A 19,343-nucleotide genomic window follows, 5' to 3' on the forward strand; every position below is an offset into this window, starting at 1 on the left:
AAATGCGGTTATAAGAGCGGGATTGTACCGGATCCCGGCTCAATTTTATACACACTAAATTCGTCAGACTGGCCAGATATTGTCGATAATAATCTGCAAGCTGCGGTTGCCGCGAAACTCGTTAATATCCAGTTTGTAGGCAAGCTGAACTTCACGAACACCGTTGTCCGGCCAGCAGGTGGTATCGACATTAAACGCAATACCGTCCAGCAGTGGACCGCCGCCAACAGGCTCGACCATCACCTTCAGATGACGCTCACCGACCAGACGCTGCTGGAGCAAACGGAAATGCCCGTCAAACAGCGGTTCAGGGAACATTTGCCCCCACGGCCCGGCATCACGCAGCATTTGCGCGACGTCCATGGTCATCTCCGCCGCGCTCAAAGGTCCGTCTGACACTACTTCGCCCTGCAGTAAAGCGGGATCCAGCCACTCGGTTACCAGTTCGCCGAAACGCTGCTGAAAACGTTCAAACTGCGCCTCCTCCAGCGACAATCCCGCCGCCATGGCGTGACCGCCAAACTTGAGGATCATGCCCGGATAAAGGGTGTCCAGGCGCTCCAGCGCATCGCGCATGTGCAGCCCCTGAATCGAACGCCCGGAGCCTTTCAGCGTACCGTCACCGGCAGGAGCAAACGCAATCACCGGACGGTGGAAGCGCTCTTTAATACGCGATGCCAGAATCCCCACCACCCCCTGATGCCACTCGGGATGATACATCGCCAGACCGCCCGGTAGCATATCACTACTGCGTTCCAGCTTTTCACACAGGGTCAGCGCTTCGGCCTGCATACCCTGCTCTATCTCTTTGCGCGTCTGGTTGAGTGCGTCCAGCTCATTAGCCAACACGCGCGCTTCGCCAATGTTGTCGCACAGCAACAGCGCCACGCCAACGGACATATCGTCCAGGCGCCCCGCCGCGTTCAGTCTGGGCCCGAGGGCAAAACCTAAATCACTGGCAGCCAATTTGAGTGGATCGCGATTGGAAATCTCCAGCAGCGCTTTAATACCCGGGCGACACTTTCCGGCACGAATACGGCTTAAGCCTTGCCACGTCAAAATGCGGTTATTGGCATCCAACGGGACCACATCGGCCACCGTGCCAAGCGCGACCAGATCGAGCAAATCCGCCAGGTTCGGCGGCGTAATGCCTCGTTCATCAAACCAGCCTTTGTCACGCAGGAAGGTGCGTAGCGCCAGCATCAGATAGAAGGCCACGCCAACGCCTGCCAGCGATTTAGACGGGAATTCACAATCGTGCAGGTTAGGATTGATAATCGCTTCAGCGCCCGGCAGCGTGTCCCCTGGCAGGTGGTGATCGGTCACAACGACCGGGATCCCCAACGTTCTGGCATGTTCAACCCCCGCATGGGACGAGATGCCATTATCTACGGTGACAATCAGTTGAGCGCCACGAGCATGAGCCTGATCCACCACTTCCGGGCTTAAGCCATAGCCGTCTTCAAAACGATTAGGCACCAGGTAGTCCACGTTGCTGCAGCCCAACGCGCGCATTGCCAGGATGCTGAGCGCTGTACTGGTGGCGCCATCGGCGTCAAAATCACCGACCACGATGATGCGGGTTCCCGCACGAAAGGCGTTATAGAGGATTTCTACCGCTTTTTCGACGCCGTTCAAATGCTGCCACGGCAGCATGCCTTTCACGCTACGCTCAAGCTCCTGCGCGCTGCGCACGCCGCGACTGGCGTATAAACGGCGCAGCAATGGCGGCAAGTCAGCAGGTAGCTCGGCGGTCTCGTCGGCCTCACGCCGACGAAGTTGTATCTGTTGTTTCACGCGAATTATTTACCGCTGGTTTGTTTTGCATGCGCATCGAGGAATTCTTTCATCTCTTTCGGGCCCTGATAGCCTGGCACTACGTAGCCATTGCTCAGCACAATCGCCGGCGTACCGCTGACGCCAAACTGTACGCCCAGCGCGTAGTGGTTAGCGATGTTCACATCACAGGTCGCCGCTTTCACATCTTTGCCAGCCATGGCGTCGTCAAAGGCTTTGTTTTTGTCCTTCGCGCACCAGATAGACTTCATGTCCTGCTCGGCCTGGCTTTCCAGTCCCTGACGAGGGAAGGCCAGATAGCGTACGGTGATCCCTAACGCATTGTAATCTTTCATCTCTTCATGCAGCTTGTGGCAGTAGCCACAGGTGATGTCGGTAAAAACGGTAATGACGTGTTTTTCCTGCGGCGCTTTGTAGACGATCATCTCGTTCTCCAGCGCGTTCAAATGTTTCATTAGCAGCTGATTGGTGACATTTACCGGGCTCGCGCCACTCACGTCATACATCGGTCCCTGAATAATATGTTTACCGTCTTCAGTAACGTACAGCACGCCGCTATTGGTCAGTACCGTTTTCATGCCCGCAACCGGAGCTGACTGAATCTCGGTACTCTGAACGCCCAGCTTCGCTAATGACTGGCGAATCGCCGCATCGTCTGCATGTACCATGCCGGAAAACGCCGTCGCCAGCAGAGTGAACATCATAAAACGTTTTTTCATAACCTATCCTTTCCTGTCAGCACTCACGCTCGCGGGTGATGCTGTTGATGTAGTTGCCGCAAGCGCTCCGTTGCGACATGAGTATAAATCTGCGTTGTCGAGAGATCGCTATGCCCCAGTAGCATCTGCACCACGCGCAGGTCAGCGCCATGGTTGAGCAGATGGGTGGCAAACGCGTGCCGCAGGACGTGCGGAGACAGCTTTTCGCTGTCGATTCCAGCCAACACAGCATAATGTTTAATACGATGCCAGAACGTTTGACGGGTCATCTGTTGCGCCCGCTGGCTGGGAAACAGCACATCAATCGATACACCGTTGAGCAACCATGGACGACCATGTTCCAGGTACGTTTCCAGCCAGTACACCGCCTCCTCACCTAACGGGACAAGGCGCTCTTTATTACCTTTACCGATCACCCGGACCACGCCCTGACGCAGGCTGACGTCACTCATCGTCAGCCCCACCAGTTCAGACACGCGCAGGCCCGTGGCATACAACACTTCCAGCATGGCTTTGTCGCGAAGCTCCAGCGGTTGTTCGATGAGCGGTGCCTGCAGCAGTCGTTCTACCTGTGCCTCACTGAGATCTTTGGGCAGACGCTGCGGAAGTTTAGGTGATGCAAGCGAGGCGCTGGGGTCATCTTCGCGATATTTCTCACGGTACAGATGCTGAAAAAAACGCCGCGTTGCACTGAGCAAGCGTGCGGAGCTGGTGGCTTTATATCCCCCATCCATCCGTTCAGCCAGAAATGCTTGCAGGTCATCACTCTGCGCAGTCGCAAGCGAAGCGCCGCGGTGATGTAGCCATTCGACAAGCATGGTCAGATCGCGACGATACGCACTTAATGTGTTTTCCGCCAGATTTCGTTCCAGCCACAGGGCATCAAGAAACTGCTCGATGCGCGCCAGATCCTGTTCCACTCGCGCCCCTTAATCCACTCTCATTTTTGATGCATTATGCCTCATTGTGCCGAGAATGCGGCGATTCTGTTACACTACCCGCAACGCTACAGCAGAATTGAGATGTTTACGTCATGAACATGGGTCTTTTTTACGGTTCCAGCACCTGCTACACCGAAATGGCAGCAGAAAAAATCCGCGATATCCTGGGTCCCGAACTGGTGACACTGCACAACCTCAAAGATGATTCCCCGAGCTTAATGGAGCAGTATGACGTGCTCATTATGGGCATCCCGACCTGGGATTTCGGTGAAATTCAGGAGGACTGGGAAGCAGTCTGGGAGCAACTGGACGACCTCAACCTGGAGGGCAAAATCGTTGCGCTTTACGGTATGGGCGATCAGTTGGGTTACGGCGAATGGTTCCTGGATGCGCTGGGTATGCTGCATGATAAGCTGGTCACCAAGGGCGTAAAATTTGTTGGTTACTGGCCAACCGAAGGCTATGAATTCACCAGCGATAAACCCATCATTGCCGATGGACAGCTGTTTGTTGGCCTGGCGCTGGACGAAACAAATCAGTACGATCTCAGCGATGAACGCATTCAGGCCTGGTGCGAGCAAATTCTTGGTGAAATGGCCGAACACTGGTCCTGATAACCACTTTGCCGGATCCTGACGTATACGCCATATCCGGCCTACTTTATTGACCGAACCGAGACCTTAAAGCTGCGCCCCACCAGGCATTTATCGACGTTATCCCTGCTTCGCCTGTTGCAGTATTAACCGTCGCAAATCCCGCCACTCAGCATCATCCATACTGTCTGCCGCCAGCCACAAATGCTGACGCTTTCCGACATCAGAACGCAAACGCAGCATCATGCCCGTTTTGACCATCCAGGGTGCGCTAACAATAGACCACTCTTGCCCTTGCCAGCGCAGTCGACCGTTCATCAACAGCCGAATCTCGCCCTGACAGGCGTTAATTCGGCGCTGGCTTCGGACGCTATCGAACACCACCAGAGAGAGCAGAACCAGCCATAATGGGGTGTAGCTCAATGGCCAGGGCATCAATAAAATGAATACCGCCACCAGCCCATGAATGAGCAGCGAAAGCCATTGCGCGCGCCATGAAACGCGTAAATCAGATTGCCACTGGACCACGTTCCCGATTCCGTGTCTGGATAAGTCGCACCATCTGCTCCAACTGAGCATCAGCTGGTTTCCCATGATTCATCAACCAGTTAAACAAGTCTGGATCATCACATTCTAGCAGACGGATAAAGATACGTTTTTCTTCGTCACTTAAGCTGTCGTATTCATGTTCGAAAAACGGCATGATCGAGATGTCCAACTCGCGCATACCGCGACGGCATGCCCAATGAATACGCGCTTTGTTGTTAATATCCATGTTCTTCTCCCTGTCTCGCGAAAACGAAGTATCCCGCTATTGTAACGTGTTTTTCCCGCACATTTACGGGAATATCATTAAACGGAAGCGTGTTCGCTAAATAAAACCGCATTAAGTCAAAGGATTCAGCATTTTTGGATGTCTCCTCGCAAAGCTTAATATATGGCACAAATAGCCTGTTTAAACCGCTTGCAATGGGCCATAGCTCTTTTACCATTAGTCATTATCACTGCGTTAAGCAAATCAGGACATTATTATGGCTTTTACATCTTTTCCTCCTCGCCAGCCTTTCGCGTCAACGCGTTTGCCTCTGACGCTAATGACGCTCGATGACTGGGCGCTCGCCACCATCACCGGTGTCGACAGTGAGAAGTATATTCAGGGTCAGGTCACGGCGGATGTCAGCCAGATGACCGAGCATCAGCACCTGTTGGCTGCACATTGTGACGCCAAAGGTAAAATGTGGAGCAACCTGCGTCTGTTCCGCCAGGGTGACGGTTTTGCATGGCTTGAGCGCCGTAGCCTGCGTGATGCGCAGCTCACTGAGCTGAAAAAATATGCGGTTTTCTCGAAGGTGGCGATTGTCCCGGACGACGAGCGAGTACTGCTGGGTGTAGCGGGGTTCCAGGCGCGTGCGGCGCTGGCCAATCTCTTTAGCGAATTACCAAACAGCGATAAACAGGTTATTACTGACGGTTCTTCCACCCTGTTGTGGTTCGAACATCCTGCTGAGCGTTTCCTGCTGATCGTTAATGTTGCAACGGCGGAAACCCTGGTAGAGAAGCTGCGCGGTGAAGCGGAGTTAAATAACAGCCAGCAGTGGCTGGCGCTGGATATAGAAGCAGGTATTCCTGTTATTGATACTGCCAACAGTGCGCAGTTTATTCCGCAAGCCACCAATCTGCAGGCACTGGGCGGGATCAGTTTTAAAAAAGGCTGCTATACCGGTCAGGAAATGGTTGCTCGCGCAAAATTCCGCGGAGCCAACAAACGCGCCATGTGGACTCTGGCAGGTGCGGCCAGTCGGGTACCAGAAGCGGGTGAAGACCTGGAGCTGAAAATGGGCGAGAACTGGCGCCGTACCGGCACCGTACTCGCCGCGGTGCAACTGGCTGATGGTCAGATACTGGTGCAGGTTGTGATGAATAACGATATGGAAGCCGACAGCGTGTTCCGCGTTCGTGACGACGCGAAAACGCTGCATATTGTGCCGCTGCCGTATTCACTGGAAGAGTAAAAGATTAACGCCGGATGGCGCTACGCTTATCCGGCCTACAGGCACATTTTGTAGGCCGGATAAGGCGTTAGCCGCCATCCGGAATCAAGGATTACGCCTGTCCAACATACAAATAAATCGCCAGAAAGTGGCAAACGCTGCCGCCCAGCACAAAGCCGTGCCAGATAGCATGGTTGTATGGAATACGCTTACAAACGTAGAAAATTACGCCCAGCGAATACACCACACCACCAACGGCCAGCAACGTCACGCCCCCCACAGCCAGTTTAACCGCCAGTTGATACACCACAATCAGTGATAGCCAGCCCATTGTCAGGTAGGTTACCAGTGAGAGAACCTTAAACCGGTGCGCAATGGTCAGTTTGAATAAAATACCGATCAGCGCCAGGCTCCAGATAACAATCATCAACCCACGTGCCAGTGGCGAATCCAGTCCCACCAGCAGAAATGGTGTGTAGGTCCCGGCAATCAGCAGATAAATCGCACAATGGTCGAATTTTTTCAGCCAGACTTTCGCTCTCTGATGGGGGATCGCGTGATACAAGGTTGAGGCGAGAAACAGCAGGATCATGCTGCCGCCGTACAGGCTATAGCTGGTTATCGCCATAACGCTGGCGTTGGTATCCACTGCCTGGACCAGCAATAACACCAGTCCGACAATCCCAAACACCAGCCCGATACCGTGACTGATGCTGTTGGCTATTTCCTCTGCCAGCGAATATCCCTGCGCGATTAATGGCTTCTGAACCATAACTTACTCCCGAGAAACGTGCACTATCGTGATTGCTCCTCTAGCGTAACTGAGAATGGTTCCAGTGAACACCTGTTAGCTAAAATAATTCCCAGATAAAAATTAACCCATAAAAATCATTATGTTAATTTTATAATTTCAGCTAACAGGCGTACCTTTATAATTAAAGGCATTTAAAATCAATCACATAAAATTGCGTTTGATCCGGGTAAATCTCAGCAATGACATGTTTAAGTTCTTCAAGCGTCATATTTTCCTGCTGGGCATGTTTTTCCGTCAGCATATCCAGCGTAACGGTTGAGGTGCCAACAACCTCAATCGTGCAGAAGTATCCCTCATCCTCAAAGCGTCCAACCCGTAGAATGTCACCGGTTTTGAAGTGTGATTCGGACTCGTCACGAATGGTGATGGTTTTGCGTCCGGCCAGAATGTCATCCTGGAAACGCTGAAAAAAAGTGATGTCATTTGGCTGCATGTTATTATTCCCTGTAGATGAAGTCTGATGAGTGAGTTTTGCCATTGTGAGTATGTTCTCCCACGCTGCCATCGCCAGTCTCAACAATCTTGAGATGCTGGTCTACAACTATGTCATCAAAAACCGTGACAAAGTCATGTACATGACCATTCGCGAACTGGCCGATGCCGTGGGCGTTTCTACAACCACCGTGCTGCGCTTTTGCCGCAAGCTTAAGTGTGAAGGTTACTCAGAATTTCGCGTACGCTTCAAATTATATTTAGAGCAGAATGAACCGCAACAGGCTAATTTCGGTGCCAGCGAAATCATCAGCTTCTTTAAAGGCGTCAATAACGACGAGTTCGATAATCTGCTCGATCAGGCTGTTGATATTATATTATCCTCCGAACGTATTATATTCGTCGGAGCGGGAACATCCGGAGCTTTAGCCAAATATGGCGCACGTTTTTTCTCAAATGTCGGAAAATTCAGTAATCACATTGATGACCCTTATTTCCCGGTAACGAATGATATGGCCAGAAATGCGCTGGCGATCGTGCTTTCCGTTTCTGGTGAAACAGAAGAGATCCTGCGTTTTGCCAGCCAGTTCAGCCTGCACAACTGTAAGGTCCTGTCGGTCACCAGCCATGAACATTCGCGTCTGGCGAAACTCGCTGACTTTAACCTCTCCTGGCACGTTCCACAAACGCGCATTGCCGGGGTATACGATATAACCACGCAAATCCCTGTTATTTATATTCTGGAATCACTTGGCCGCAAGCTGGCGAAAAGAATAGCGTAAAAAAACAATCTGTTTTTTTGATGTAACAAATCACATTAACGCTATTTTGTTATAGCGTGACATTTATCTTTCCTTTGTTAGACTCAAAATCAGATTGTATTAATTTGAGACTGACGCAGATGAAAAAACTTACCTTACCAAAAGATTTTTTATGGGGCGGCGCGGTGGCGGCGCACCAGGTTGAAGGAGGCTGGAACAAAGGTGGTAAAGGCCCCAGCATTTGCGACGTACTGACCGGTGGCGCACACGGCATTCCGCGGGAAATCACTCAGGAAGTTGTGCCAGGTAAGTACTATCCCAACCACGAAGCCGTTGATTTTTACGGTCATTACAAAGAAGACATTAAGCTGTTTGCCGAGATGGGCTTCAAATGCTTCCGTACGTCAATCGCCTGGACCCGCATCTTTCCTCAAGGGGACGAAACCCAGCCAAACGAAGAAGGACTAAAGTTCTACGACGACATGTTTGATGAACTGCTTAAGTACAACATCGAGCCAGTCATCACCCTTTCTCACTTTGAAATGCCGCTGCATCTGGTCCAGCAGTACGGTAGCTGGACCAATCGTAAAGTCGTCGATTTCTTTGTCCGATTTGCTGAAGTGGTCTTTGAGCGCTACAAACACAAGGTCAAGTACTGGATGACCTTTAACGAGATCAACAACCAGCGAAACTGGCGCGCGCCACTGTTTGGTTATTGCTGCTCCGGCGTGGTGTATACCGAGCATGAAAACCCGGAAGAAACTATGTACCAGGTGCTGCACCACCAGTTCGTGGCCAGCGCTCTGGCGGTGAAAGCCGCACGTCGCATCAACCCGGAAATGAAAGTCGGCTGCATGCTGGCGATGGTGCCACTGTACCCATACTCCTGTAAGCCTGAAGATGTGATGTTCGCCCAGGAGTCTATGCGTGAGCGTTACGTTTTCACCGACGTTCAACTGCGCGGCTACTATCCATCCTATGTGCTGAACGAATGGGAGCGCCGCGAATTCAACATCCGAATGGAAGCTGGCGATGAGCAAATCCTGCGAGAAGGCACCTGCGACTATCTCGGATTTAGCTACTACATGACCAACGCGGTAAAAGCGGAAGGCGGCAGCGGCGATGCCATTTCCGGTTTTGAGGGCAGCGTGCCGAACCCACACGTAAAAGCATCCGACTGGGGCTGGCAGATTGATCCGGTCGGCCTGCGTTACGCGTTATGCGAACTGTACGAGCGCTATCAGAAGCCGCTGTTTATCGTTGAAAACGGATTTGGCGCTTACGACAAAGTGGAAGAAGACGGCAGCATCCACGATGACTACCGCATCGACTACCTGCGCGCCCACGTTGAAGAGATGATGAAAGCGGTGACCTATGATGGCGTAGACCTGATGGGCTACACGCCGTGGGGTTGCATCGATTGCGTCTCGTTCACCACCGGCCAGTACAGCAAACGTTACGGCTTTATTTACGTGAACAAACACGACGACGGCACCGGCGATATGTCGCGTTCACGCAAGAAAAGTTTTAACTGGTACAAAGAGGTCATTGCCAGCAACGGCGAGAATCTGTGATTTTTTACCAGATGGCGACGTAAGCATCTTATCCAGCCTACAGGTTATGCGCCCGTAGGCTGGATAAGCACAGCACTATCCGGCAAATAAATCTCTACTTCCCGCCAGCCAGTTCCAGAAAACTCCCCGTCACATATGATGCCTTCTCGCTCAGCAGCCAGGTAATCGCCTGCGCGACCTCCTCCGGCTGTCCGCCGCGCTGCATAGGTAACGAGGATTTCACTCGATCAACCCTTCCCGGCTCGCCGCCAGACGCGTGCATTTCAGTGTAGATAAGACCCGGTCGCACACAGTTCACGCGGATCCCTTGCGCCGCAACCTCCAGCGCCAGGCCGGTGGTAAGCGTGTCTACTGCGCCTTTTGAGGCCGCGTAATCAACATATTCGAAAGGGGCGCCAAGCCTTGACGCTGCCGAAGAGACATTCACAATCGCCCCACCTTGCCCTCCATGTTTGAACGACATGCGCTTTACCGCTTCCCGACAACACAAAAAATAGCCGGTAACATTGGTTGCCAGTACGCGGTTGATTCTTTCGGCAGTCAGGCTTTCCACCGTGCTCTGTTCAAACAAAATCCCGGCATTATTCACCAGCGCAGTCAGCGGCTCCCCTTCGCGGTCAATGGACTCAAACATCGCTCCAACCTGACTTTCATCGCTGATATCAGCCCGCAGAGCAAACGCCTTTCCCCCGGCAGCGGCAATGATATTCACCACCTCGGTTGCAGCACGAATATTATGGTGAAAATTAACGGCCACCGTGTAACCCTCTTGCGCTAACTGCAGCGCGGTTGCCCGACCAATACCGCGACTACCACCCGTAACAAGTGCGATTCCCATGGATACCTCCAGATATGAAAAAGCCGGGAGGCGGCTTCGCCTTACCCGGCCTGGAAACTGCTTTACTACGCGGAAAAGTTACTGATATTCACTCATCGGCACGCAGGAACAGAACAGATTACGGTCGCCGTAAACATCATCAAGGCGTTTCACGGTCGGCCAGTATTTGTTCGCAACACCTGCCGGGAAGACGGCGATTTCGCGGCTGTAACCATGATTCCACTCCGCGACCAACTCGTTTTGCGTGTGCGGGGAGTTAACCAGCGGGTTGTCTGTAAGCGGCCATTCACCAGCTTTCACGCGGTCGATCTCAGCGCGGATTGCCAGCATTGCGTTGATAAAGCGATCCAGTTCCACTTTGCTTTCAGATTCGGTCGGTTCCACCATCAGCGTACCCGCAACCGGGAACGACATGGTCGGCGCATGGAAACCGTAATCGATCAGACGCTTGGCAATATCCAGTTCACTGATACCGGTCTCTTCTTTCAGCGGGCGAATGTCGAGAATACATTCATGCGCCACGCGACCATCACGACCGGTATACAGCACCGGATAAGCATCTTTCAGACGGCTGGCAATGTAGTTAGCGTTAAGGATCGCCACCTGGCTTGCCTGTTTCAGACCTTCTGCGCCCATCATACGGATGTACATCCAGCTAATTGGCAGAATGGATGCGCTACCGAACGGCGCCGCAGATACTGCGCCCTGACGGGTTAGCATTCCTTCAATCTGAACTACGCTGTGGCCCGGTACGAACGGCGCCAGATGCGATTTAACGCCGATCGGCCCCATACCTGGACCGCCGCCGCCGTGCGGAATGCAGAACGTTTTATGCAGGTTGAGGTGCGATACATCTGCGCCGATAAAGCCCGGCGTAGTGATCCCAACCTGAGCATTCATGTTCGCGCCATCAAGGTAAACCTGACCGCCAAACTGGTGCACAACGTCGCACACTTCGCGGATCGTTTCTTCATATACGCCGTGGGTGGACGGATAGGTCACCATGATGCAGGAGAGATTCGCAGCATGTTGTTCTGCTTTTTCACGCAGGCAGGTAAGGTCGATATTGCCGTTCTTATCACAGGCGACAACCACGACCTGCATCCCCGCCATTTGTGCGGAAGCCGGGTTAGTACCGTGGGCGGACGCCGGGATCAGGCAGATATCGCGATGGCCTTCGTTACGGCTTTCGTGATAATGACGAATCGCCAGCAGGCCAGCGTATTCGCCCTGCGCGCCGGAGTTCGGCTGCATGCAGACGGCGTCATAACCGGTCAGTTTTACCAGCCACTCGGAAAGCTGGCCGATCATCTGGTGATAACCTTCCGCCTGCTCTGGCGGGCAGAACGGATGCAACTCAGCAAATTCAGGCCAGGTAATAGGGATCATCTCGGCAGCGGCGTTGAGCTTCATGGTGCAAGATCCCAGCGGGATCATCGCCTGGTTCAGCGCCAGATCTTTGCGCTCCAGCGAGTGCATATAACGCATCATCTCAGTTTCGCTGTGATAGCGATTAAACACCGGATGGCTGAGGATCGCATCGTCACGCAGCATACTGTCCTGAATTGAACGGCTATCGAGCGCCACGTCTTTATCCAGCGTGTCGATGCTCAGGCCGTGGCTGTCGCCCAGCAGAACATTGAACAGCTGCACCACGTTTTCACGGGTAGTGGTTTCGTCGAGCGTAATGCCTACCGCGTTATGGATGTCGCTGCGCAGGTTGATTTCTGCCGCTTCAGCACGCGCCAGAACCGCCGCTTTATCGGTCACTTCAACACACAGCGTGTCAAAGTAGTGCGCATGACGCAGCTTTAAGCCTTTCTGTTGCAGACCAGCCGCCAGAATATCGGTCAGGCGGTGGATACGATTAGCGATGCGCTTCAGACCAACCGGGCCATGATACACGGCATACAGGCTGGCGATGTTGGCCAGCAGGACCTGTGAGGTACAAATGTTAGAGTTCGCTTTCTCGCGGCGGATATGCTGCTCGCGAGTCTGCATCGCCATGCGCAGTGCGGTATTACCCGCCGCATCTTTGGAGACGCCGATAATACGTCCTGGCATGGAGCGTTTGAATTCGTCTTTAGCAGCAAAGAATGCCGCGTGCGGGCCGCCGTAGCCCATCGGTACGCCGAAGCGTTGTGCAGAGCCGAAAACGATATCCGCACCCTGTTTTCCCGGTGCAGTCAACAGTACCAACGCCATAAAGTCGGCAGCGACGCTGACCACAACTTTACGGGATTTCAGCTCAGCAATCAGTGCGCTGTAGTCGTGCACTTCACCGGTGGTGCCAACCTGTTGCAGCAGCACGCCAAACACATCCTGGTGATCCAGCGCTTTCGCCGCGTCATCAACTATGACGTCAAAGCCAAAGGTTTCTGCACGGGTGCGTACAACGTCCAGCGTTTGTGGATGAACATCAGCCGCCACAAAGAAACGGTTGGCATTTTTCAGTTTACTGACGCGTTTGGCCATCGCCATGGCTTCAGCCGCCGCAGTGGCTTCATCCAGCAGAGAGGCGGAGGCCATATCCAGACCGGTCAGATCCAGCGTCACCTGCTGGAAGTTCAGCAGTGCTTCCAGACGTCCCTGAGAGACTTCCGGCTGATACGGCGTGTATGCGGTGTACCAACCTGGGTTTTCCAGCATGTTACGCAGGATAACCGGTGGCAACTGCACGGCGGTGTAGCCCATGCCAATGTAGGACGTGAAGCGCTTGTTACGCCCGGCGATGGCTTTTAATTCAGCCAGCGCAGCGTATTCGGTCGCCGCCTCGCCAACCTGCGGCGGGGTTGCGAGCTGAATGTCTTTCGGCACAATCTGGCCGATCAGCGCGTTTAACGACTCGGCGCCAACCGCATTCAGCATCTCTTGCTGCTGCGCGGCGTCCGGTCCGATGTGGCGTTCAATGAAAGCGCCGCTGTTTTCAAGCTGGCTTAACGTCTGTGTCATGGGCGATGGTTCCTGAAACGTGCAGTGAATCGTAGGTGTCTCTACTTACCTGAATACGCAAAATAATTCGCGTTGCAGGACGGCGGCGACGCAGCGCATCCCCAGGAGCTTACATAAGTAAGTGACTGGGGTGGGCGAGGAAGCCAACACACCTGCAACGTGAAGAATGAAGCGTATTTATTCGTCTTCTAACAATGCTTCGTATGCGGTCGCATCCAACAGCGATTCAATTTCGCTTTCATCACTGGCTTTGATTTTAAAGATCCAGCCACCCGCATACGGCTCGCTGTTGACCAGTTCCGGGGAGTCGCTGAGCGCGTCGTTAACCGCAACAATCTCACCGCCTACTGGCGCATAGATATCGGATGCCGCTTTTACGGACTCCGCAACGGCGCAGTCATCGCCCGCGCTGACGGTAGCGCCAACTTCGGGCAGGTCAACGAAAACCATGTCACCTAACAGCTCCTGAGCGTGTTCGGTGATACCCACGGTGTAAGAGCCATCAGCTTCTTTGCGCAGCCATTCGTGTTCTTTGCTGTATTTCAGTTCTGCAGGTACGTTGCTCATCAATCAATCTCCAAAAAAGGATGAATTACGCGACGGCTTTGCCGTTACGCACAAAAACAGGTTTAGTCACTTTTACCGGCATTTCACGGTTACGGATCTGTACGATTGCGGTCTCACCGATACCCGCAGGTACACGCGCCAACGCGATGCTGTAACCCAGGGTTGGGGAGAATGTCCCGCTGGTGATAATGCCTTCCTGCTGGTTGCCCGAAGCATCGGTGAAACGCACCGGCAGTTCATTACGTAGCACACCTTTCTCGGTCATCACCAGCCCGACCAGCTGTTCATGACCTTTTTCACGCTGCATTTCCAGCGCTTCACGACCGATAAAGTCGCGGTCAGCCGGTTCCCATGCGATGGTCCACCCCATATTGGCCGCCAGCGGTGAAATTCCTTCGTCCATCTCCTGCCCGTACAGGTTCATACCGGCTTCCAGACGCAGCGTGTCGCGCGCGCCGAGACCGCAAGGTTTGACACCTGCTTGTACCAGCGCACGCCAGAAATCTGCCGCCTTTTCATTCGGCATGGCAATTTCATAGCCAGCTTCGCCGGTATAACCGGTAGTTGCGATAAATAAATCACCCGCCTGAACGCCAAAGAACGGCTTCATGCCTTCTACCGCCTGGCGCTGCTCGTCAGTAAACAACGTAGCTGCTTTTTCCTGCGCATTAGGCCCCTGCACCGCAATCAGCGACAGGTCGTCACGAACGGTGATGTCGATAGCATAAGGTTCAGCGTGTTGGGTAATCCAGGAGAGGTCTTTTTCGCGGGTGGCGGAGTTTACAACGAGGCGGAAGAAGTCTTCAGTGAAGTAATAGACAATCAGGTCATCTATCACGCCGCCCGAAGCGTTGAGCATCCCGGAGTAGAGGGCTTTACCCGTCTTCGTTAGCTTCGCGACGTCGTTTGCCAGCAGATAACGCAAGAACTCCCGGGTGCGGCTACCGCGCAGGTCGACGATGGTCATATGCGACACATCAAACATTCCGGCATCGGTGCGAACAGCATGGTGTTCATCAAGCTGAGAACCGTAATGCAGTGGCATCATCCAGCCATGGAAATCTACCATGCGCGCGCCACATAGCGTGTGTTGTTCGTACAAAGGAGTCTGTTGAGCCATCTTTTCCTCGTTGAATAAGCGGGGCTACCAACTCTTTCGCGGTGAAATTTTCGCCACGAAACCCAGCACCGCAGCCGCTCCAGGGGCTACGACGCAAACGTTCTCTTTGTCCTGAACTTACCACCGAAACAGGCGCTAAACCATAAGTCAAAATTAACCATCACATTAGCTTATGGCCAAAAACGGCCAGATCGCCAGCAGAATAAAATTCCAGAGATATAGCGATTAACCAGAATAACAATCAAAGATAAACGCGAATTTACCGCACCAATCCACATTAAATGTGGAAAAAATGTCAAAAATGGCGTTATGAAAAAAACGTAATATAAAAAAAACTAATGCGAAAAAAGGCGTGGAATTAGATTATTTCAAATGAGAGAAGTGCCCCGGCGCGCAGGCCGGGAGAGGAAAGTGTGACGGGTCTCAAACTCTTGAGATTGTCCTTACGGACGCTAGCGTAACCACTCAGGAAGATCGTTCAGCCCCATCGCCTGACGGATGAGCTGTGGTTTTACACCAGGCAGGGTATCGGCCAGTTTCAGCCCGATATCACGCAGCAGTTTTTTCGCCGGATTCTCGCCGGCAAACAGCTCACGAAAGCCCTGCATTCCGGCCAGCATCATTGCTGCGCTGTGCTTACGGCTGCGCTCGTAGCGGCGTAAATAGAGATACTGACCAATATCTTTACCCTGACGTTGTAGCCGCTTAAGTTCATCGATCAGCTCCGCCGCATCCATAAAGCCAAGGTTAACCCCCTGACCCGCCAGCGGGTGGATAGTATGCGCCGCATCCCCCACCAGCGCCAGACGATGGGCGGCGAACTGACGGGCATAGCGTCCCGTCAGCGGAAACGCCTGACGTTCGCTTTCAAGGCTGCACAGCCCCAGACGATTATCAAAAGCGATATTCAGCGCCTGATTAAACTCATCAACGCTTGCCTGCTGCATACGTTCTGCTTCCTGCGGAGAGAGCGACCAGACGATAGAACACAGGTGCGGATCGCTGAGCGGCAGGAATGCCAGGATCCCCTCGCCGTGAAACGCCTGACGGGCAATCGCGCCGTGCGCTTCCTGCGTACGGATAGTCGCCACCAGCGCATGATGGCGGTAATCCCAGAAGGTGAGCGGAATGTCAGCTTTATTGCGCAGCCAGGAGTTAGCACCATCGGCACCGACGACCAGACGCGCCGTCAGCATTGCGCCATCTTTGAGAGTCAGAAATGCCTCGTTCTCCCCCCAGGCCACCTGCTGTAATTCGGCGGGCGCCATCAGCGTAATATCCGCTGAACGCTGCGCCTTTTGCCACAGCGCATAATGAATCTCTGAGTTTTCAACGATGTGACCCAAATGGCTGTAGCCCATGCTTTGGTCATCAAACGCAATACGGCCAAAGCTGTCTTTGTCCCAGACTTCCATGCCGTGGTAGCAGCAAGCGCGACGGGCAACAATGTCGGACCAGACGCCAAGACGGGTAAGCAGTTTTTCGCTGGCGGCATTAATGGCCGAAACGCGAAGCTGAGGAGGTGCATCCGCCGTCAACGGCTGTGGAACATGTTGTTCTAATACAGCAACGCGCAACCCGCTGCCCTGCAAGCCGCAGGCAACCGCCAGTCCTACCATGCCGCCACCAACAATTGCTACATCAACACTTTGCACTGTTTACTCCTGGAAACCGGAACAATCAAAACCGTAGGCCGGATAAGGCGTTTACGCCGCCATCCGGTCTACTGGCCATATTTATCGCGCGACCCAACCCAGGGTCCGCTCCGCCAGCGCATCGCGCGCGGGTGTGAATAATTCCATCGCCATCAGCCCGACGTTGCGCCCAACAACCAGCGGAGCCCAGCGATTGGCAAACAAATACACTAAATTGTTGGTCACACCAATCGTCGTCTCGCGATCGCGTTCGCGACGCTGCTGATAGCGTGCCAGCACCGCATAATCACCGATATCTTCCGCGTTGTTTTGCGCCTGCGTCAACGTCTCAGCCAGGCTCATTACGTCACGCAGACCAAGGTTAAAACCTTGTCCGGCAATAGGATGCAGCGTCTGGGCTGCGTTCCCAACCAGCACGGTACGATGGGTAATCGCTTTTTGCGCCGAAGTTAACGAAAGCGGATAGGCGTTGCGTTTACCTGCCTGAGTAATACGCCCCAGCCGCCAGCCAAACGCGGTTTGCAGTTCACGGCAAAACCGTTCGTCGGACCAGGCCATTAACTCATCACGCCGTTCCAGCGGATGGCACCACACCAGCGAACAGCGGCCATCAGACATCGGCAACATTGCCAGCGGACCATATTGCGTGAAGCGTTCAAACGCCCGCCCGTCATGCGCAACAGAAGTCGTGACGTTGGCAATTACTGCCAGTTGTTCATAGGGCTGCTGCTGCCAGTCAACGCCGCAGGCGGTAGCCAGCGCGGAACGTGTACCGTCAGCGGCGACCACCACGCGACCGGTAATAACCTCGCCATTCTCCAGCGTGACCTCAACATGTTCCTGCGTACGCGCCACGCTGGCTACGCGATCGGGACAATGCAGCGTGACGCCCGGCGCTTTACGCAGCAGCGCAAACAGACGCAGCCCGACATCGTGCAGTTCTACCACCTGGCCCAGCGCTGGAATACGGTATTCCTGCGCATCCAGCGTCACAAATCCGGCATGGCCGCGATCGCTGACGTGAACCGTTTTGATTGCCGTTGCGCAATCGGCAATCGCTTGCCATACGCCAATTCGCGCCAGCTGTTGGCAGGTCCCTGCCGCCAGCGCGATCGCCCGGGCGTCAAACCCAGGATGGCGGTCAGTTTCAGGTTCGCTCGCTTCTATAAGATGAACCGGCAGAGTCCCATGGCTGAGCTGAGAAATAGCCAGCGCCAGCGTCGCGCCAACCATACCACCACCGACGATAATCACGCTCATTGCAGTCGAGCCGCGGCCATTAAGGCTTCAATGTCATCCGCTCTCTTCACCACGCTGGCGGTCAGGTTTTCATTGCCGTCTTCGGTGATGAGGATGTCATCTTCAATACGAATGCCAATACCGCGATAAGCAGGCGGTACATCGGCGTCCGGCGCGATATACAGCCCCGGCTCGACGGTGAGTACCATTCCTGGCTCAAGAATGCGTGAACGGTCCTGACCGTAAACGCCGACGTCATGCACATCCAGCCCCAGCCAGTGGCTAAGACCATGCATAAAGAATGGGCGGTGCGCATTTTCGGTAATTAGCTGGTCGACCTCGCCGTGCAGAATGCCAAGCTTCACCAGACCCGTAATCATGATGCGCACCACCTCTCCGGTGACGTCCTGGATGGACGTTCCGGGACGATACAGACGCAGGCTGGTTTCTAAGGATTCCAGCACAATGTCGTAAATTTCACGCTGTGCCGGGGTAAATTTACCGTTTACCGGGAAGGTACGCGTAATGTCGCCCGCATAGCCTTTGTATTCACAGCCAGCGTCAATCAGCACCAGATCGCCATCGCGCATTTCACTTTCATTTTCGGTGTAATGCAGGATACAGCCGTTTTCACCGCTGCCGACAATCGTGTTATAGGACGGATAACGCGCGCCATGGCGGGTAAATTCGTGGTGAATCTCACCTTCCAACTGGTATTCAAACATTCCCGGACGACATTTTTCCATCGCGCGGGTATGCGCCAGCGCGGTGATCTCTCCGGCACGGCGCATGACCGCAATTTCTTCCGCTGATTTGAACAGGCGCATTTCATGCACCATTGGGCGCCAGTCGATAATCGCGGCGGGCGCGTGCAGATTTTGTCTGGCGCCTTTACGCAGTTTATCCAGCGCCGTGCACACAATCTCATCCGCCCAGGCATACTCGCCCTGCGCGTGATACACCGCGTCCAGGCCATTGAGCAACAGGTGCAATTGTTGGTTGATTTCACTGAAGGCCAGCGCCCGATCAACGCCGAGTTTTTCCGGCGCGGCATCCTGGCCCAGACGGCGGCCAAACCAGATCTCCGCCGTCAGATCGCGAACCCGGTTGAACAAAACGCTGTGGTTATGAGTGTCATCACTTTTAATCAGCACCAGCACGGCTTCAGGTTCGTTAAAACCGGTGAAGTACCAGAAATCACTGCTTTGGCGGTACGGGTATTCACTGTCCGCGCTACGCGTCGCTTCAGGCGCGGCAAAAATCAGCGCGGCGCTGCCAGGCTGCATTTGTGCCAGTAATGCCTGGCGACGACGCTGGAATTCTTGCTGAGATATCTCGCTCATCACACTC

18 protein-coding genes are annotated in these 19,343 nt (G+C 53.8%); 4 read left to right on the forward strand and 14 right to left on the reverse strand.

From position 1 onward, the window contains the following. Positions 1 to 63 precede the first annotated feature (63 nt). Genes recJ through xerD form a run of 3 tightly spaced genes read right to left on the reverse strand, consistent with a single transcriptional unit; the run spans position 64 to position 3,436 of the window. Positions 64 to 1,797 (reverse strand): single-stranded-DNA-specific exonuclease RecJ, encoded by a 1,734-nt coding sequence (recJ, locus tag LA337_19055; protein UBI15241.1) that lies wholly within the window; start codon positions 1,795 to 1,797, stop codon positions 64 to 66. A 5-nt stretch (positions 1,798 to 1,802) separates the two neighbouring features. Beyond that, positions 1,803 to 2,516, reverse strand: a complete 714-nt coding sequence (gene dsbC, locus LA337_19060; GenBank protein UBI15242.1) for a bifunctional protein-disulfide isomerase/oxidoreductase DsbC — start codon at positions 2,514 to 2,516, stop codon at positions 1,803 to 1,805. Between the two features lie 23 nt (positions 2,517 to 2,539). Continuing rightward, positions 2,540 to 3,436: a site-specific tyrosine recombinase XerD gene (gene xerD / locus LA337_19065; GenBank protein UBI15243.1), complete on the reverse strand. Its 897-nt coding sequence runs from the start codon at positions 3,434 to 3,436 to the stop codon at positions 2,540 to 2,542. A gap of 113 nt (positions 3,437 to 3,549) precedes the next feature. On the opposite strand from xerD, the gene fldB reads away from it, so the two are divergent. After that, positions 3,550 to 4,071, forward strand: a complete 522-nt coding sequence (gene fldB, locus LA337_19070) for a flavodoxin FldB (protein ID UBI15244.1) — start codon at positions 3,550 to 3,552, stop codon at positions 4,069 to 4,071. A 99-nt stretch (positions 4,072 to 4,170) separates the two neighbouring features. Here fldB and LA337_19075 read toward each other — a convergent pair whose 3' ends face one another. Both LA337_19075 and sdhE read right to left on the reverse strand, forming a co-directional pair. Continuing rightward, positions 4,171 to 4,578: a protein YgfX gene (locus LA337_19075; GenBank protein UBI15245.1), complete on the reverse strand. Its 408-nt coding sequence runs from the start codon at positions 4,576 to 4,578 to the stop codon at positions 4,171 to 4,173. Further along, complete coding sequence (gene sdhE, locus LA337_19080) at positions 4,559 to 4,825, reverse strand: FAD assembly factor SdhE (GenBank protein UBI15246.1); 267 nt, start codon at positions 4,823 to 4,825, stop codon at positions 4,559 to 4,561. Before sdhE ends, LA337_19075 begins: the two co-directional genes overlap by 20 nt. 256 nt (positions 4,826 to 5,081) lie before the next feature. Here sdhE and ygfZ point away from each other — a divergent pair, with 256 nt between their 5' ends. Then, entirely contained in the window at positions 5,082 to 6,062 is a 981-nt protein-coding gene (gene ygfZ / locus LA337_19085) for a tRNA-modifying protein YgfZ (protein ID UBI15247.1), read from the forward strand. Between the two features lie 91 nt (positions 6,063 to 6,153). On the opposite strand, the gene LA337_19090 is transcribed toward ygfZ, so the two are convergent. Together LA337_19090 and yqfB are read right to left on the reverse strand one after the other, a co-directional pair. Next, positions 6,154 to 6,813, reverse strand: a complete 660-nt coding sequence (locus LA337_19090) for a hemolysin III family protein (GenBank protein ID UBI15248.1) — start codon at positions 6,811 to 6,813, stop codon at positions 6,154 to 6,156. Positions 6,814 to 6,976: 163 nt separating this feature from the next. Beyond that, positions 6,977 to 7,288: a N(4)-acetylcytidine aminohydrolase gene (gene yqfB, locus LA337_19095; protein UBI15249.1), complete on the reverse strand. Its 312-nt coding sequence runs from the start codon at positions 7,286 to 7,288 to the stop codon at positions 6,977 to 6,979. A gap of 52 nt (positions 7,289 to 7,340) precedes the next feature. Here yqfB and LA337_19100 point away from each other — a divergent pair, with 52 nt between their 5' ends. Further along, positions 7,341 to 8,069, forward strand: coding sequence for a MurR/RpiR family transcriptional regulator (locus tag LA337_19100; GenBank protein ID UBI18515.1), 729 nt, complete (start codon positions 7,341 to 7,343; stop codon positions 8,067 to 8,069). A gap of 119 nt (positions 8,070 to 8,188) precedes the next feature. Continuing rightward, on the forward strand, positions 8,189 to 9,622 hold the full coding sequence (bglA, locus tag LA337_19105; GenBank protein UBI15250.1) for a 6-phospho-beta-glucosidase BglA: 1,434 nt from the start codon (positions 8,189 to 8,191) through the stop codon (positions 9,620 to 9,622). A 94-nt stretch (positions 9,623 to 9,716) separates the two neighbouring features. Here bglA and LA337_19110 read toward each other — a convergent pair whose 3' ends face one another. From LA337_19110 to pepP, 7 genes are all read right to left on the reverse strand, one after another. Further along, positions 9,717 to 10,460 carry an SDR family oxidoreductase gene (locus LA337_19110; protein UBI15251.1) on the reverse strand — a complete coding sequence of 248 codons (744 nt, stop codon included), beginning with the start codon at positions 10,458 to 10,460 and terminating at the stop codon, positions 9,717 to 9,719. 78 nt (positions 10,461 to 10,538) lie between these two features. Beyond that, a complete protein-coding gene (gene gcvP / locus LA337_19115) occupies positions 10,539 to 13,412 on the reverse strand; it encodes an aminomethyl-transferring glycine dehydrogenase (protein ID UBI15252.1) in 2,874 nt (957 codons plus the stop codon). Between the two features lie 177 nt (positions 13,413 to 13,589). Next, a complete protein-coding gene (gene gcvH, locus LA337_19120; protein ID UBI15253.1) occupies positions 13,590 to 13,979 on the reverse strand; it encodes a glycine cleavage system protein GcvH in 390 nt (129 codons plus the stop codon). Between the two features lie 25 nt (positions 13,980 to 14,004). Then, positions 14,005 to 15,099 carry a glycine cleavage system aminomethyltransferase GcvT gene (gene gcvT / locus LA337_19125; protein ID UBI15254.1) on the reverse strand — a complete coding sequence of 365 codons (1,095 nt, stop codon included), beginning with the start codon at positions 15,097 to 15,099 and terminating at the stop codon, positions 14,005 to 14,007. A 452-nt stretch (positions 15,100 to 15,551) separates the two neighbouring features. Beyond that, positions 15,552 to 16,754, reverse strand: coding sequence for an FAD-dependent 2-octaprenylphenol hydroxylase (gene ubiI, locus LA337_19130; GenBank protein ID UBI15255.1), 1,203 nt, complete (start codon positions 16,752 to 16,754; stop codon positions 15,552 to 15,554). Between the two features lie 81 nt (positions 16,755 to 16,835). Further along, on the reverse strand, positions 16,836 to 18,014 hold the full coding sequence (gene ubiH, locus LA337_19135) for a 2-octaprenyl-6-methoxyphenyl hydroxylase (GenBank protein ID UBI15256.1): 1,179 nt from the start codon (positions 18,012 to 18,014) through the stop codon (positions 16,836 to 16,838). After that, positions 18,011 to 19,336, reverse strand: a complete 1,326-nt coding sequence (gene pepP / locus LA337_19140; GenBank protein UBI15257.1) for a Xaa-Pro aminopeptidase — start codon at positions 19,334 to 19,336, stop codon at positions 18,011 to 18,013. Before pepP ends, ubiH begins: the two co-directional genes overlap by 4 nt. Between the last annotated feature and the right edge of the window lie 7 nt (positions 19,337 to 19,343).

The sequence above is a fragment of the Citrobacter europaeus genome (genome assembly GCA_020099315.1).
Taxonomy (GTDB): Bacteria; Pseudomonadota; Gammaproteobacteria; order Enterobacterales; family Enterobacteriaceae; genus Citrobacter; species Citrobacter europaeus.

What these genes read in the sequence shown, in the direction of transcription:
- pepP (UBI15257.1), bottom strand. Translation starts at nt 19,336, where the DNA reads ATGAGCGAGATATCTCAGCAAGAATTCCAGCGTCGTCGCCAGGCATTA.
- gcvP (UBI15252.1), bottom strand. Translation starts at nt 13,412, where the DNA reads ATGACACAGACGTTAAGCCAGCTTGAAAACAGCGGCGCTTTCATTGAA.
- ubiH (UBI15256.1), bottom strand. Translation starts at nt 18,014, where the DNA reads ATGAGCGTGATTATCGTCGGTGGTGGTATGGTTGGCGCGACGCTGGCG.
- dsbC (UBI15242.1), bottom strand. Translation starts at nt 2,516, where the DNA reads ATGAAAAAACGTTTTATGATGTTCACTCTGCTGGCGACGGCGTTTTCC.
- sdhE (UBI15246.1), bottom strand. Translation starts at nt 4,825, where the DNA reads ATGGATATTAACAACAAAGCGCGTATTCATTGGGCATGCCGTCGCGGT.
- LA337_19090 (UBI15248.1), bottom strand. Translation starts at nt 6,813, where the DNA reads ATGGTTCAGAAGCCATTAATCGCGCAGGGATATTCGCTGGCAGAGGAA.
- LA337_19100 (UBI18515.1), top strand. Translation starts at nt 7,341, where the DNA reads ATGTTCTCCCACGCTGCCATCGCCAGTCTCAACAATCTTGAGATGCTG.
- LA337_19110 (UBI15251.1), bottom strand. Translation starts at nt 10,460, where the DNA reads ATGGGAATCGCACTTGTTACGGGTGGTAGTCGCGGTATTGGTCGGGCA.
- ygfZ (UBI15247.1), top strand. Translation starts at nt 5,082, where the DNA reads ATGGCTTTTACATCTTTTCCTCCTCGCCAGCCTTTCGCGTCAACGCGT.
- bglA (UBI15250.1), top strand. Translation starts at nt 8,189, where the DNA reads ATGAAAAAACTTACCTTACCAAAAGATTTTTTATGGGGCGGCGCGGTG.
- gcvH (UBI15253.1), bottom strand. Translation starts at nt 13,979, where the DNA reads ATGAGCAACGTACCTGCAGAACTGAAATACAGCAAAGAACACGAATGG.
- yqfB (UBI15249.1), bottom strand. Translation starts at nt 7,288, where the DNA reads ATGCAGCCAAATGACATCACTTTTTTTCAGCGTTTCCAGGATGACATT.
- fldB (UBI15244.1), top strand. Translation starts at nt 3,550, where the DNA reads ATGAACATGGGTCTTTTTTACGGTTCCAGCACCTGCTACACCGAAATG.
- gcvT (UBI15254.1), bottom strand. Translation starts at nt 15,099, where the DNA reads ATGGCTCAACAGACTCCTTTGTACGAACAACACACGCTATGTGGCGCG.